Here is a 15681-nt window from a genome sequence, read left to right as displayed (position 1 = left end):
CATCGCAGTATCGGGGTTCATATGCGAGACGGCTGATACACCGCCTCGCACCTAATTAACCGGTATTGCGCATACCCGCTGCGATACCAGCCATGGTGACCATTAAGGCTTTATCTAATGCCTGTGAGCTATTGGTACGGGCTCGTTTCAATAGCTCTACCTGCAGGACATTAAGCGGATCTGTGTAGGGGTTGCGCAATGCAATAGACTCTCGCACCCAAGGCTGATGCCCTAATAAAGTGTGCTCTGGGCTTAGTTCTTTAATCAGCGCTACCGATTGTGCTAACTCTTGGCGTAAGCGCTCGCCAAAGTGCTGTAACTGCGGTGCCACTAAGTGCTGATCATAATGCGCACTAAGCCAACTATCTGCCTTACAGAATACCATTTCCAACATTTCTAATCGGGTGCGAAAGAACGGCCACTGCTGACTCATAAGCTGTAACGTATGTTCACCGTATTCACTAATCGCCGCTCCTAAACCTTGATAGGCCCCCAACCAAGCAGGCAGCATCAGGCGGTTTTGCGACCAAGCAAAGATCCAAGGAATGGCCCTTAAGCTTTCCACCCCACCATTAGGGTTGCGCTTAGAAGGCCGCGATCCCAATGGCAACTTACCCAACTCTTGCTCTGGTGTGGCACTGCGAAAGTAAGGTACAAATTCAGGGTTCTCGCGCACAGTCGCACGATAATGCTGGCACGATGCGTCGCTAATTTTAGCCATAACGTCGCGCCACTTAGGCTCAGGCTCTGGGGGTGGCAGCAGGTTCCCCTCAAGTACTGCGCTGGCATATAAATGCAGACTTTGCTTTGCGACACTGGCCAGTCCGAACTTGAAGCGGATCATCTCACCTTGCTCAGTCACGCGCAGGCCATTTTTCAAACTCCCTGGAGGTTGCGAGCGCAACGCTTGCGCAGCTGGGGCTCCTCCCCTACCAACAGTACCGCCGCGCCCGTGAAATAGCACGAGCTCAATGCCCTGCTCCTCACTAAGCTGCACCAAGGACTCCATAGCGCTATATTGTGCCCAGCCAGCGGCCATCATCCCTGCATCTTTGGCTGAATCTGAATAGCCAATCATCACATACTGATGAGTGCCTAGATGTTGGCGATACACATCATCGCTATATAAAGCCTGCATCACTTCAGGCGCACGGTTGAGGTCATCCAGAGTTTCAAACAAAGGTGCAACCGGCATGTTAAACTGACAGCCTGCTTCTTGAAGTAATAACTTAACTGCCAGCACATCTGATGCCTGACGAGCCATGGAAATAATGTAAATGCCAAAGTTTTCGGCGCGATTTTGGGCAATCACTTTAAAGGTGTCGAGAACCTCTTGGCTTTGTTCGCTTGGTTGCCAATTGCGAGGTAATAACGGCCGCTTGCTGGCCAACTCTGCTTTGAGAAACTCTTGTTTGCCTTGCTCATCCCACTGGCAGTAATCACCTAGGCCTAAGTACTCTGTCAGCTCACCAAGCACCTGTGCGTGTCTGTCGCTGTCTTGGCGGATATCCAATTGCGAGAGCTGCAAACCAAAACACCGACAGCGGATCAGCGTATCGCGCAGCTGCCCCTGGGCGATGATGGCCATATTATTGGCCTCTAACGAGCGCTCACAGGCCTTCAACACATCCGTTATCTGAGTGATATCCGTGATGATGTTTTCGCCACGTGGCGACTGCCCAGTTATTTTGGCCTCGAGATACTCGTGAGTGAGTGTCAGCTTTTCACGTAGTTGCTTTAATACGGCACGATAGGGTTCATGGGCTCCTTCAGCCTGTTTAGCTAAAGCATCATCGCAGGCGAACATCGATAATTCACTGATCAGCAGGTTGATGTCTTTAAGATACAAGTCCAATGCCATCCACCGGCCATGGTCGAGTACGCTCTGTGTCACACTCGATGTTACAAAAGGATTGCCATCGCGGTCGCCGCCCATCCATGAGGTAAAACGCACCGGCTTTGCATCACTTGCTAAACCAACACCCAACTCTTGAGTCAGCGTCTCATCAAGCTCACGCACATATTCTGGCACCGCTTGCCACAGGCTATTTTCAATGACCGCGTAACCCCACTTCGCCTCATCCAAAGGCGTTGGCCGTTGTTGACGAATTTCATCGGTATGCCACGCCTGAGCTATTAATTGACGCATGCGCGCGTGGAGTTTTTGTTGTTCCTGCGGCAGCAAGTCGCCCAGCTCTAACAAGTTTAAACAATCACTTAATTGCACATGTTTGTTAATCAGTGTGCGCCGTGTCACTTCCGTTGGGTGCGCAGTCAATACCAAGTTGATATCTAGTCGTGCGATTGCCTCTTTGATGGTGTGCTCTTGCACATGGCTTTGCTTGAGGCGCAGCAAAGTCTGCTTTAATGGGTCAAGTTCGCAAAAACCCTGGTTACCCGAGCGCGACACAGTATGGTACTGCTCAGCAACGTTAGCGAGGTTGAGGAATTGGTTGAACGCGCGCACAACAAGCAGTAACTCATCGTCGCTTAGGGATTGTAACTCGCTGATCAGCGCCTCACGCGCCTGCTCATCGCCACCGCGAGAAGTTTTTGCCAACTGACGAATTGATTCAACTTTGGCCAAAGCCGAATCACCCAATGCCTGAGCAATGGTTTGTCCTAGCATCTGCCCTAATAAACCCACATTACTGCGTAGTGCTGCGTATTGATCACTCATATCCTCACTCCTGTGTCTTTATTTTTATCTTTTGTAGCATGGAAGTGCCTCGCTTTGAAAGGCTAAGAAAAGGAGAAAAACTAATTTGATAATAATTCCTATTTGCACTTGACACATTAAGCCATGCTAGTAATAATCATTATCAACAAGACGAAACGGAGCCTTTTGCTTTCTGTTGGTCTTGTTCATACGCACTCAATGCGATGAAAACTTTACTTGCTACATTGCTCATATCGGTGACGGTAGATATGACCCCAAAAACCCAAGCCTTGCTTGGGTTTTTTTATGGCTAAGCTTTGGACCCATACCAATAAACAGGCTAGAATCATAAAGATACGAGCCATACGCGGAGAACACAGATGTTGCGATACACACTATGCGCACTGACACTGAGCAGTGCACTTGCACTCGCGCCCGCAGCACATGCGGGGTTAGAAGAAGGCATTGCTGCGGCCAATGTGGGAGATTTTGAAACCGCCCTCAGCGAGTTTCAATATTTAGCAGACATGGGCTATGCCCCTGGAATCTATCAACTGGCACAAATGTACGAAAGCGGCCACGGTGTTGCGAAGAATCAACGTAAGGCTGCTCAGCTATATCAGCAGGCCGTGGATAAAGACTATGCAGACGCGATGTTTTCCTTGGCGGTCATGTACCAAGAAGGCCGAGGAGTAAAACTAGACTTGCAACGGGCGGTCAGTTTATTCAAAGGGGCTGCCGAAAAAGGGCTGGCTGCTGCGCAATTTAACCTTGGCGTTATGTACACCAATGGCGAAGGCGTTATTAAAGATTACCAAAGCGCAATCGATTGGTATCGTAAAGCAGCAGCGCAAAATTATACCTTGGCTCAGTTTAACCTTGCGCTAATGTACTATGAAGGCCTAGGTGTAGCTAAAAGTATCGAGAAGTCTTATATCTGGAACACCATCGCGGAATACAATGGCAATGACGATGCCAGTACCAGCCGCAAACTCGACGAGAAAAAATTGCAGCCTGAAGAAATTGAGCGGGCAAAGCAAAAAGCCGACGACATCTATGAAAAGATCCTCGCCGGCCGTTATGCTGGAGAAGGTCGTCGCCTATAAGTAAGCTGAGAGTGACTTGTTAATCGAGTCACTTCGCTCTATTAGCTTCTGCGCTGTACGATACATGCGCTTTTGCATTAATGCATGCGCTTTCGACAAATATGCAGAAGCGAGCGATTTCTTCAGTTTTACCATGGGCTGAAAATCTTCTGGCACTTTTTCTGCCAACGTGTTCACTTCTTCTTCCAGTGCAATCAGCTCTTTATGGTCATCCATATTGGTAATGGATACTTCCCAAGCATCAAACTGATCTTGGTAATACGCCGTGGCAGCCTCGTAAGGATACGGTGTATCCGGGTTACTCTCACGTTTATTGAAGTACTGTGCTAGCACCGTCATGGCTTCGCGTTTCGCTTCACCTTGTTGCAATAACTGCGCAATTTGCTGGTTTTGTGCAAATACAGCCTCACCGACTTCGGCTAAGGTATCTAAAGTTGCAACGTCGTCTGCTTCAACGGCTGCTTGGTATTGCTCAAGGTATAAAGTAACCCCAGCTTCCATCGGTTGATAATTAAATTCAGGGGCAATGAAGGCTAGATCTTCAGAAAGCTTAACCAAAGAGTTGTCACCGCCCTCGGTTAGACGTCCTTGACTCAATAACAAGTCAATTTTTTCAACCACACCATCAAGCACCGATTGCTGCTCTGTTCGCGTATCTTGAATAAGTTCAGCCAACGCCAGTGAATCAGGGAAACGAGGTTTGGCTTGATCGTACACGTTAATAATTGCAGTGAAGTTCTTGTATTCTTGCTCTTTATTCTGGCCTGCTAACTTAGCTTGTTGCTCCAACTGTGCCAGTAACTGGGGCTGGTTTTTAACCACCAAGCCTTGTTTTAGTACTTGGTACTGTGGCGGAATTTCACCTAGTTTACTGAATAGGTTACTTGGCCCCCATCCCATCCACTGGTTGAGTTGCTCATTTTTGGCAACAGCATTGTCGTATTTAGCTTGCAACAAAGCGTAATCACTTTGCGCTTGGGTATGATAAGTAAACCCTAACCCTGCAACTACAGCCACAGTTGCCACCGCAGCCACTGCCGGCATGTGGTTGACAGTCAATAATTTCGACTTGAGTTCGCTAAAGCTTTTAAACCCTGGCTGCGAAATTGATAATGCTTTTTTCAGCGCGCCCCAACGTAGCATCGGCATCGATGCTGGCTTTTTCAGAGTATAAGTCGCTGGCACCTCATTGGCGGCAACACGGTCATAAGGGTGGTTACTCGAGATAAGTTCATAGGCGATACACGCGAAGGAAAAAATATCATCTTGCGGTGTCGGCTCTTGGCCATCTAATTGCGATGCGCTGGCGTAAGCTGGAGTGTACCCGGCAACACCATCTTCTGCCTGAGTGCCTTGATAAGCGTAAATATCATCGCCGCGATGGGCGCGAGCAACACCAAAATCTAGAATTTTTACGTCACCTTGGCTGGTGACCATAACATTGGAAGGCTTCAGGTCGGTGTGCACAACACCGTGGGCGTGCGCATAAATTAGCGCATCAATCATTTGCGTGAGAATGGGTTTGGCGTTGGCAAATTTCATGCCCGTTGGCCGTGAACGCTTGATAATTTGCTCAAGTGTCTCGCCCTCAATCCACTCCATAACGATGTAGTGAATCCCGGCCACGCTTGCACAATCATAAACGCGGACAATATTTGGATGCGATAATTGCTGACAGCGCTGGGCTTCTTTTTTCAACAGCGCCAATGCTTGCTCTGATTCTGCAAACTGAGATTGTAACACTTTAATAACGACGTGATGTTCGCCATCACTGGTTGAGAGGTGTAGGTCTTTGGCGCGGTAGATATCACTCATACCACCTTGGCCGACAAGTTCCTCCAACAGGTACCGTGCACCTAATTTCAGGCCCTGAAGATTGGCACTTTGAGCATTCTTTTGTGGGGCGTTACCTGAGTTTGCGATACCAGCGATTTGCGTTTTATCTTGCTCGCTTGCATTTTGCGGCTTGTCATCCATATTGGCTGTCCTTTAATGCGTTCATCCATTCACTGAGCGTTAATATATTAGATTATTAAATAAAAGGCTATAACAGATTGCGGTTTAAATGACCTTTTATACGGTTCAATAGTATAACCACCAGTATAATTGCAAAAACCACCACAATATCTTAAAGCCACTACAATGGTTACTTGAACTTATGCCACACCGGAGTAAATGTAGCGCTATTAGATACCGTCACTTTTATTGACAAAATCTAACTTAATATTTATCCTCGTGAGCTATTAACGTCGTCTTATGGAATAGAGTAAAGCAAATGGAAGCGACCTTTAACGTTATCAGCTACCACCGCCTATCCCCTGAAATAGAAACATCAAAGACTACCCAAGATAGCTTGGTATTTGGTCGTTCACAGGAGTGCGACTGGCACTTGCCAGATCCTGAGAAAATAATTTCCAGCACCCATGGCCGTATTGAGCGTTCTGGGTCGAACTTCGTTGTTCATGATTTATCAACAAACGGCCTGTTTGTTAACCACAGTGTGACCCCTGTAGGCAAAGGCAATCAACAAGCGTTGCAAGACGGTGATGTGCTCAGTATTGGCGATTATGAAATCGAATTTAAACTGGCGCAAAGCGCCGTCGCCGCGCAAAGCGCACCAGTAGCTCAACCATCGCAGCCGAGTATACCTGCGCAGCAAGCTGCACCTGCTGCGAGCACGAATAACGATGATTTGTTTGCAACGCAGATGCAATCCGCAAACGAACTTGACCAATCTTTCCAGATGCCCGGTCTAGAAACACCAGCGAGCGCCCCAGCAACCGGCTCTCAATCCGCAGCCGAAACCATTCCCGAAGACTGGGGGTTGGACTTAGCATTCGGCCAACCTGAGAGCGCGTCCCCTGCAAGTCAGCCTGCGCCTCAGCCAGAGCCACAACCAGCTCCTGCTCCTACGCCGGCACCAACAGCGCAAACGCAACATAGCATCGCTCCGACCCCAGAGCCAAAGGCGCCACAGCAAGCTGCACCACAAGCTTCGGCTGCGCCGCAGCCAGCTCAAGCTCCAGCAGCTGCAGGGCAAGGTGAATTAGCAGCTGCTTTTTTGCAAGGTTTGCAAGTTGACGCGCAGCTCGCGAATGAATTAAACAACGCACAAACGTGGCAACAGATGGGGGAGAGTTTACGACTCCTATTGTTGGGCTTAGTTGAATCACTTAGACAACGCTCCTCAGTGAAACAACAACTGCGCTTGAATCACACTATGTTCCAAGCACAACAAAATAATCCACTGAAGTTTTCAGCAACTTTAGAAGATGTAATCCAGAACTTATACACCCGAAATAGCGCCAGCTTTTTAAATGCTGAGCAAGCTATTGCCGAGGCGTTTAAAGACACTCGCGACCACGATACGGCAATGATGGCCGGGACCGTGGGGGCCATTGAAGGATTACTCGATACACTTTCACCAGATCGCCTGAAAAGCCAAGCCAACGAACAAGGCGGTCTGAAAAAGGTTTTACCATATCAATTAGAAGCGAAAAGCTGGCGTTTATTTAGCGCTATGCACCAAGACATGGAAAGTGAAATTGAGCGCAAAGGCAGTGGCGCGCTCGCTGATGATTTTGTTAAAGCTTACGATAGTAAATTAAAAACGCTTTAGATTAGTTATCCTAGAGGAAACAACATGAACAACAAATTATTGTCCGTATTGGTCGTAATTTTTACCTTAGCACTGAGTGCGTGTACTGCGGTGAATAAGATAGTACCGCCCTCCACCGACGTCACCTTTAATGTCGCGGCTGATATCAACCCAGATATTAATCAACGTCCTTCACCTGTTGTGGTTAAAATCTTTGAGCTGAGTTCACGGACAGTATTTGATAATCAAGATTTCTTCACCCTTTATGAAGATCCTGAGTCGGTGTTGGGCCCTGATCTTTTAAAAAAGGACGAGTTAGAGCTGCAACCTGGAAGCAAACTTGAGTACCCGATGTCGCTAGATAGAAATACGCGCTATGTCGGCTTTGTTGTAGCCTATCGCGATATTGACCAAGCTCGTTGGCGTGCAGTGTTAGCGGCCGATCCAACTGGCTATGATGATGTAACTGTTAATGTTGAGGAAATTGCTGTTTACGCCAAAGACTAAACAGCACTAAGAGGGAATTTACATGAGCGACCACAGCGCAATCGCATGGACCGAGGGGATGTTCTTACGTCCCCAACATTTTCAGCAGGCTGAGCGCAGCATTCGTCGTGCGATCAACCACAGCAGCCAGCATGTCCACCACTACCCGTGGGGGACTGTGTCGTTGGAAATAGACCAATCCTTGCTACCTTTAGGGCAAGTTCGTTTAAGCAAACTGACCGCTACTCTAGCTGATGGCACCGCCGTTGATATGCCTACGATCGACCCGCTACCACAAGCACTGTCGTTAACCAGCGAAGTACGGGACGAAGTTATCTATTTGGCGATTGCCAGTGATAAAACCAATGGCACAAATATCAGCGCTGATGGTGACGGTATGATCACCCGATACCGTTTCGCTGACCATACTTGCGCCGATGTAAGCTTAGGCAGCGATGCTCAGGAATCAGTGCAAATTGCCGCACTGCATAGCCAACTTAAACGCCATAACGATGACCGAGCTGGTTATATTTGTTTGCCTATCGCACGGGTAATCGAAGTATCCGACGAGGGCAACATTAAACTTGATAGCAAGTTTATTGCTCCTACCTTGAATGCCAAAGCGGTTGCGCCATTAACCAGCGTGGTACGCGAAATTCATGGCATGATTAAGCAGCGTGCGGAAGCGCTTTCTGCGCGGTTAACTCAAGGGCAAGCAGGTTCCACTTCGGTGGCTGACTTTATGATGCTGCAAGTGCTAAACAAGTACCAACCGGTGTTTAGTAACTTTGAAAATATGGATATGTTACATCCATTTATGCTTTATAACCGGGTGATTGAATTAGTCGGTGAGCTCAGTACCTTCAGTACCCGTGATAAACGAGTTCCCGAGCTGCCCCATTACAACCACAGTGAGCTGACTGCTGTGTTTGGTAATTTAATGGTATTAATCAACCAAACGCTGAGCCAAGTACTTGAACAAACTGCACTGGAAATACCCCTTGAGAAAAGCAAGTTTGGTATTTATTTTGGCGCAATTAATGATAAGTCTTTACTTGATAATGCTCACTTTATACTGGCTGTAAAAGCGAACCTACCTAACGAAGAAGTACGTCAGCGTCTACCCGCACAGACGAAAATTGGTAGCGTCGAGACAATTCGCGACTTAGTGAATAACCAAATCCCAGGAATTACTCTTGCGACCTTGCCTGTCGCACCTAGGCAGGTGCCCTACCATGCTGGCTACCATTACTTCCAGCTGGAAAAAGGCAATGAGCACTGGCTTAAGTTAAGCAGTAGTGGTGGTATTGCACTGCATATTTCTGGCAACTACCCCGAACTACAAGTGGCACTTTGGGCCGTTAAGGGATAACTAACCAACAGGATACAATCATCATGGACAAGACGATTTTAAAGCCCCGTCCAGGAAGAAGAGGACTGGCACAAAATAATGGCGAGCCAGCTCCTGCAGGTGCTGGTGCTTCAGGCGCAGCAGCTAGTGCAGACACCTCTAGCGGGGATAAGACTGTAGTCAATGTGAACCAGTCAAAGCCTGTTGCTCGAGTGCAAGGGAACGCACCTATTTTTCAGTCCAAGCTAGTCGATTACGGTGCTGATATTTTTTCGCTGACAGTGGCAATCAATCGCATGAGTCATTGCGATGATGTCGATAAGCTAAAACAACAAAGCATTGATGCTGTTAAGAATTTTGAACAGTCTTTGCGTAACGAGCACCTCGATAGCCAGCTTATTGAGTCTGCACGATATTGCGTATGCGCGCTGTTGGATGAGACCGTGCTCAATACGCCGTGGGGCAGCGAAAGTGTGTGGGTGAATGAAAGTCTCCTATCCATCTTTCATAAAGAAACCTTTGGTGGTGAGTACTTCTTCACTTTACTTGATGAGGCACTGCGCCAGTCGAGTCATAATATCGACCTACTCGAACTACAATATTATTGTTTGAATCTTGGGTTCCAAGGCAAGTATCGTGTCAGTGCACAGGGACAATCTGCGGTCGATGATTACCGTGATAAGTTGTATCGCGAGATAAGCCTGATCCGTGGCACTGGTTCAAGCCAGTTATCGATTAATTGGCGCAAACGCATTGCTAACGGTCTAGAGCTACGCCAGCAATTTCCACTCTGGGTTATATTAACCTTATTTGCTGCCCTCGCCCTGGTGGTTTACACCCTTTTTTCGTACCAACTGAATCGTTACTCCGATAATGTTTTCACAGAGCTTGATGCCTTAGTTCCCTATCAATTAGGCGAACAAACCACCGGTGATAGCATGGAAGCCAGTGTGCTGAACCAGTTGTTGCAAACAGAAATTCAACGTGGCGTGCTCAGTGTTACGTCACAATCTGACCGCGTACGTATTCGTATATCCAGTGAGTCGCTGTTTGATTCCGGCAGTAATATTGTTCGTGCTGATATGAAGCCGATTATTGCCAAAATTGCCCGTGCCCTTGAAGGCACACAAGGTAAAGTGCTGATCACCGGCCATACCGACAACACGCCGATTTCAACGCCTGAATATCCCTCTAATTGGCACTTATCATTGGCGCGAGCAACGCAAGTTGCCAATGCAATGGCACAAAATGCGTCGTTAAGTGGCCGCTTATGGCCAGAGGGGCGTGGCGAAGCGGAACCAGTTGAAAGTAATGATACCGCCGCACAGCGAGCCAAAAACCGCCGTATTGAAATTGATCTGCTGTTTTAAGTTTCAAGGAAGAGATTATGTCTATCAAAGAAAAAGCGAGGCTGCTCTCGTACAAACTTAAATCTCGAGTTGTAGTAACAACTTTGGGCTTTTTAGCGCTTGCCTTATTGATATGGTTTGGCGGCCCACTCATTGCCATCGCCGGTGCCGTTCCTTTGGCTTCAGCAGCATGGCGGTTAGTGTTAATTTTATCCATTGTCGTCGTGTGGCTGCTAGTGACTTGGTCGAAACGAGTCAAACAGAACAAACGCAATGAACAAATGGCCAATGAGCTCATTGATGGAGATGCCGACGCCAACAGTGATGTGAACGAGGAAATCGACACACTGAAAAAGCGTATGAGTGATGCCATTGATACGCTGAAAACCGCAAAGCTATACAAAAACCAAAATGTATACCAGCTGCCTTGGTATATTATGATTGGCCCACCGGGTTCAGGTAAAACCACTGCTATTAACAACTCAGGCCTTGATTACCCACTGCGTGAATCCATGGGTATCGACATGATCCAAGGGGTTGGCGGTACTCGCAACTGTGATTGGTGGTTCACCAATAAAGCCGTGCTCATTGATACCGCTGGACGCTATACCACACAAGACAGTCATGCCCGACATGATGCTCGTGCATGGCAAGGTTTTTTAGGGTTATTGCGTAAAAACAGACCATTACGCCCCATCAACGGCGTAGTTATTTCCATGGGCATTAGCGAACTAATGCACCAGACCAAGACCGAACGAAATCTTCACGCCCGCGCCATTAAACAGCGTTTGCAGGAACTGCAAAACCAGCTTGGTATGTCGTTTCCTGTGTACGTTATTTTGTCAAAAGCTGATTTGATTGCTGGCTTTAATGAATACTTTGAGTATTTAACTGAAGAAGAAGCAGAACAAGTTCTAGGTGTCACCTTTGAATTGAATACAGCGGATAATGAACAAGCACCGGTGAATCACTTTAACCGGGAATTCCATGCGCTTATTTCTAACCTTGCAGCCAAGCTCAACCAACGCTTGATGCATGAGCGCGACCCGAAACGTCGTGGCATTATTTTTGAGTTTCCTCGTCAATTGCGTGTACTGCAGGGCATCGCCGACACCTTCCTAAAGGAAATTTTCACCCCTAACGCCTACGAGCAGCTGCCTATTTTGCGGGGCGTTTACCTAACCAGTGCGACACAAGAAGGTGTACCTGAAGATTTACTGGCCCATAAGAAAGGCTACAGTGCTAACACAGGCGGTGAAAGTAGCCGTGCCTTCTTCATTAAGCGACTATTAGAGGAAGTGGTCTTTCCGGAGCAAAACTTAGCCTCAACTAACCGCCACCACGATAAACAGAACAAGTGGATGCGTATTGGTGCAATATCCACCGCTGCTTGTGCCACTTTAGCGCTGAGTATTAGCTGGTACCTTAGTTACTCATGGAACAAAGAACTCATCAAGTCAACGCAAGGCGCTATTGATGAGTACCAGCTGCTCACGGCTGGCGGGCTGAACGGACAAACCGATTTACTCACTCTCACAAAAGCGCTAAACCGCCTGCGTGATCTGCCTGCAGGATATAGCGACCATATTCCGCTCGCAGACCCATCAGCCGTAGGCTATGACAAAGGCAGCGATCTGAAACAACCATCGGTTGAGGCCTATAAGCGCGCACTATTCGCGCACCTCGCGCCTTATATGGGCGAAGCGATGACCACAGAGATGAGTGAGCACAAAGAACACTTAGGGTATCTGTATGAAACCTTACGCGCTTATCTTATGCTGTATATGCCAGAACGCTTTAAGGCCGAAGATATTCAGGCTTGGTTCGCCGCGTACATTGAACGCGAGATGCCGGGCGATGCATATATTGCCGACCGACAAGCTCTTAACTCTCATATCGCAACGCTCTTAGCTGAAGGCTTTGAAGGTGTCGACCAAGACCTTGCTGCGGTTAAAAATGCCCGTGTAGAGCTGACTAAACTCCCCTTGGTTGATCGCGCCTACCAACGCTTAAAGACCGACTTTATCGACTCTAGCGTGGCCGATTTCAAACTCAGTGATGTGATCAGTTACAACAGTATGTATGCGTTTAGCTTTAAAAGTGGTCGCGACATAAACACAGGGATTCCTGGGCTCTATACCCACAGTGGTTTCCATGGCATTTTTAACATTGAGAAGAAGAAACTATTGAGCAACTTACTGCATGATAGTTGGGTGTATGGTGATAATCTCAGTGAAGTCGGTGACGATGCCAAAGCACGTATAGAGAAAGACTTGGAGTATCGTTATTTCCGCGACTATATCTACTACTGGGAAGAGTTCTTAGATGACTTAACGCTGCGCCCTTACAGCACCACAGAAGAAGGTGTGCGCGTTACAGAAATACTTTCTGGTCCAGAAGCGCCCATTAAGAATATTCTTGCTGCCGTGCAAAAAAATGTCGCACTCACCAAAATGCCGGTGTCAAAAAACCAAAAAGCAGCTGCGGCTGTAGCGGCTAATGCCGCCGATGTGGCACTGCATAGTAAAACGTCGCGATTAAAGCGCCTACTGCCTAATGAAATGCCAGATATCGAGATGCAACTCCCTGGTGCTGAAGTGGAACAGGCCTTTGCGAAAATCCTTGAGGTTGACCCGGATTCGCTAGAAGATATCCAAACCAACCTGCGTAGCCTTAATCGCTATCTTGATAAGCTCGCCAATGGCGATCAGCAAAAGCTAAGCTTTAAAACTAAGGTCGCCAGTAATACCGACCCGAAATTTATTGCGACACTGCGCTCACAAAGCCGCTCTCTGCCCTACCCATTTGATAACTGGTTAGAAGGCATGACTCATAATGCCGATCGCATTACTAAGGCAAGCGCTAATCAGCACTTAAATGAGATTTGGCGCTCGCAAGTGGTTCGTGAGTACCGAGTTGCCATTGCCGATCGGTATCCGTTTAATCCTATTTCTTCGCAAGAAGTACGGATGCGTGATTTCAGCCGCTTCTTCGGCCCAGATGGTACATTGGATAAATTCTTCAAGCGCTACTTAGCTGCTAATGTTGATACCAGTACCTCTCCATGGCGCTTTGAGCGTGATATCGGCGTTAGCCAACGCAGCCTAGCGATGTTTGAGCAGGCCTCGAAAATTCGCCAAGCATTTTTCAGCGGAGGCAGTGATAAGCCCAGCCTACAGTTCGGGTTGAAACCTATCTCACTAGACAAAAAAGTCAGTAACTTCCGCCTAGAAATAGACGGGCAAGCGCTTAACTATCGTCATGGGCCGCTGCGCGTAGTCAATATGACCTGGCCAGGGGACAGTGCAGAAAGCGAAACACGTATCGTGTTTACGCCACCAGAGGGCGGGCGCTCAACGAATACCACCTACTCGGGTGAATGGTCATTGTTCAGAATGCTTGACGATATGAGCCAGAAACGTCCAGAAACTAAGGATGATCATCAGTTACATATCGCTTTAAGCGGTAACGAAGCTAAAGTGCAACTGCTACCAAGTAGCACCATTCACCCATTTTGGAGTGCCAACATAGAGAGTTTCAGATGTCCGACCAAGCTGTAAATATGGGCTATTGCGGAAAGGTCCCCTCCCGTGGGGACTTTATCGCGCATCAACTTGAGCGTAGTTTTCAGGTACCTTGGAACGAGTGGTTACAATCAGTGGTGGCGGTAAGTAAAGAGCAGCTTGGTGATATGTGGACTGAGCGTTACCTCACCTCCCCGGTGTGGCACTTTGCCCTATCTAGCGGCGCCTGTGGTGCCAATGCTATGTGTGGCTCGTTTATTCCCAGTGTTGATGCGGTTGGGCGTCACTTCCCGTTTACCGTCGCTGCCATTACCAACAGTAAGCCGCTGGATTGTTATAACAATGACTTTGCAACGCAAGAGTACGAAGATGCGGTGCTCAATGTGCTAGAGGACTCGGTTGATTTGCCCAGTTGGTTTAAATCAGTTAATGAGCAATATCAGCAACCTAAAGCAGACATTGAAGAGCTTTTGCTGACACGCTCTGGCGATCCCAGCAAAGAGTCGTTAAGCGTCATGCTGGCTCCCAGTGCGGACGCTAACACCTTATTACACAATTTACTGAGCTCACGCTATGCGAACTATTGTCTATGGTGGACACATGGTTCCTGCTTGGTTGAGCCTTGCTTACTGGTTACGCCCGGATTACCGGCGATAAGCCAATTTTCCGCCATGCTTGATGGACGATGGCAGCACTGGGATTGGAACCATAGTCAAAAATTAGACAGGGAAACTGCATGAGTATTACCAGTTACGCGCAGAGCCATCGTGGTGTAGTGCGAGAGATAAATGAGGATGCGTTAGTTGAGCTTCCACAGCACAATGTTTGGGTCGTCGCCGACGGTATGGGCGGCCACGCCGCTGGCGATTACGCCAGTCAGCTGGTTGTTGACGTATTAAAGCGCCACCTCGATAGTGTAGGTAGTGGCAACGTCAATTGTAATGTCATCATCGCGGCATTAGAAGATGCCAATACTCAGCTGTACCAGCACAGCCAAGAAAATATGGATGGTAAAACCATGGGCTCGACAGCGGTGGTGCTATTTCTTCACGAACAAAGCTATTACTTCGTATGGGTGGGCGATAGTCGCGGCTACCTATTACGTCGCGACCGACTCGAGCAGCAAACGCGTGACCACAGTCAAGTGAATGAGCTAGTAGATGAAGGTGTTATTACCGAAGAACAGGCTGCCGTGCACCCACTGTCGAATGTCATTACTCGCGCTGTAGGTGTAGCCCCCGAAGTACAGCCAGAGGTTATGCAAGGCAAGTTACAAGATAAAGATGTGTTCTTACTCTGTAGTGACGGGCTCACTGGAGAAGTCTCTGATCTCGAAATAGAAAGTTCATTATCACCACTGAACATTATTGATGCCGGCATGGCACTTATGCACTCTGCGCTGGTGCGAGGAGCGAAAGATAATGTCACCTGCATTTTAGTGAAAAATAATGAAAATCATGTACAAGAGACGAATCAGTGCGATCAGGGTGACAAAACCGTACCGCTCTTCTAATATTTAACTATTGCTAAAAGATAAATAATCACATTTGTGCTATATAACCTTGTTTTAGGCACATTTATTATTTATCATGCATAAGACGCAATTAA

Annotated in this window: 10 protein-coding genes; 8 read left to right on the top strand and 2 right to left on the bottom strand. The window is 47.8% G+C overall.

From position 1 onward, the window contains the following. Positions 1 to 55 precede the first annotated feature (55 nt). Positions 56 to 2680, bottom strand: coding sequence for a phosphoenolpyruvate carboxylase (gene ppc / locus FIU82_RS16285; RefSeq protein WP_152441622.1), 2625 nt, complete (start codon positions 2678 to 2680; stop codon positions 56 to 58). A 359-nt stretch (positions 2681 to 3039) separates the two neighbouring features. Here ppc and FIU82_RS16280 point away from each other — a divergent pair, with 359 nt between their 5' ends. After that, positions 3040 to 3765, top strand: a complete 726-nt coding sequence (locus FIU82_RS16280) for a tetratricopeptide repeat protein (protein WP_022944412.1) — start codon at positions 3040 to 3042, stop codon at positions 3763 to 3765. Here the strand turns inward: FIU82_RS16280 and FIU82_RS16275 are convergent. Next, entirely contained in the window at positions 3760 to 5742 is a 1983-nt protein-coding gene (locus FIU82_RS16275) for a serine/threonine-protein kinase (protein WP_152441621.1), read from the bottom strand. The two genes, FIU82_RS16280 and FIU82_RS16275, sit on opposite strands and share 6 nt — an antisense overlap. Before the next feature lie 298 nt (positions 5743 to 6040). On the opposite strand from FIU82_RS16275, the gene tagH reads away from it, so the two are divergent. Genes tagH through FIU82_RS16240 form a run of 7 tightly spaced genes read left to right on the top strand, consistent with a single transcriptional unit; the run spans position 6041 to position 15586 of the window. Further along, positions 6041 to 7384, top strand: coding sequence for a type VI secretion system-associated FHA domain protein TagH (gene tagH, locus FIU82_RS16270; RefSeq protein ID WP_152441620.1), 1344 nt, complete (start codon positions 6041 to 6043; stop codon positions 7382 to 7384). A 24-nt stretch (positions 7385 to 7408) separates the two neighbouring features. Continuing rightward, positions 7409 to 7870 (top strand): type VI secretion system lipoprotein TssJ, encoded by a 462-nt coding sequence (gene tssJ / locus FIU82_RS16265; protein ID WP_045980643.1) that lies wholly within the window; start codon positions 7409 to 7411, stop codon positions 7868 to 7870. A gap of 22 nt (positions 7871 to 7892) precedes the next feature. Next, on the top strand, positions 7893 to 9221 hold the full coding sequence (gene tssK / locus FIU82_RS16260; protein WP_045980642.1) for a type VI secretion system baseplate subunit TssK: 1329 nt from the start codon (positions 7893 to 7895) through the stop codon (positions 9219 to 9221). Positions 9222 to 9244: 23 nt separating this feature from the next. Continuing rightward, entirely contained in the window at positions 9245 to 10570 is a 1326-nt protein-coding gene (gene tssL / locus FIU82_RS16255) for a type VI secretion system protein TssL, long form (protein WP_022944417.1), read from the top strand. A gap of 17 nt (positions 10571 to 10587) precedes the next feature. Continuing rightward, entirely contained in the window at positions 10588 to 14109 is a 3522-nt protein-coding gene (tssM, locus tag FIU82_RS16250; RefSeq protein ID WP_045980640.1) for a type VI secretion system membrane subunit TssM, read from the top strand. Beyond that, positions 14091 to 14813, top strand: coding sequence for a type VI secretion system-associated protein TagF (gene tagF, locus FIU82_RS16245; RefSeq protein WP_022944419.1), 723 nt, complete (start codon positions 14091 to 14093; stop codon positions 14811 to 14813). The genes tssM and tagF overlap by 19 nt, the downstream gene beginning before the upstream one ends. Then, positions 14810 to 15586 carry a Stp1/IreP family PP2C-type Ser/Thr phosphatase gene (locus FIU82_RS16240; protein WP_022944420.1) on the top strand — a complete coding sequence of 259 codons (777 nt, stop codon included), beginning with the start codon at positions 14810 to 14812 and terminating at the stop codon, positions 15584 to 15586. Before tagF ends, FIU82_RS16240 begins: the two co-directional genes overlap by 4 nt. Positions 15587 to 15681: the final 95 nt, after the last annotated feature.

Origin of the sequence: Pseudoalteromonas sp. THAF3, from assembly GCF_009363775.1 — a bacterium.
Lineage (GTDB): Bacteria > Pseudomonadota > Gammaproteobacteria > Enterobacterales > Alteromonadaceae > Pseudoalteromonas > Pseudoalteromonas ruthenica.
The sequence above is the reverse complement of the archived record's forward strand: the minus strand, read 5'-3'. Positions and strand labels throughout refer to the sequence as shown.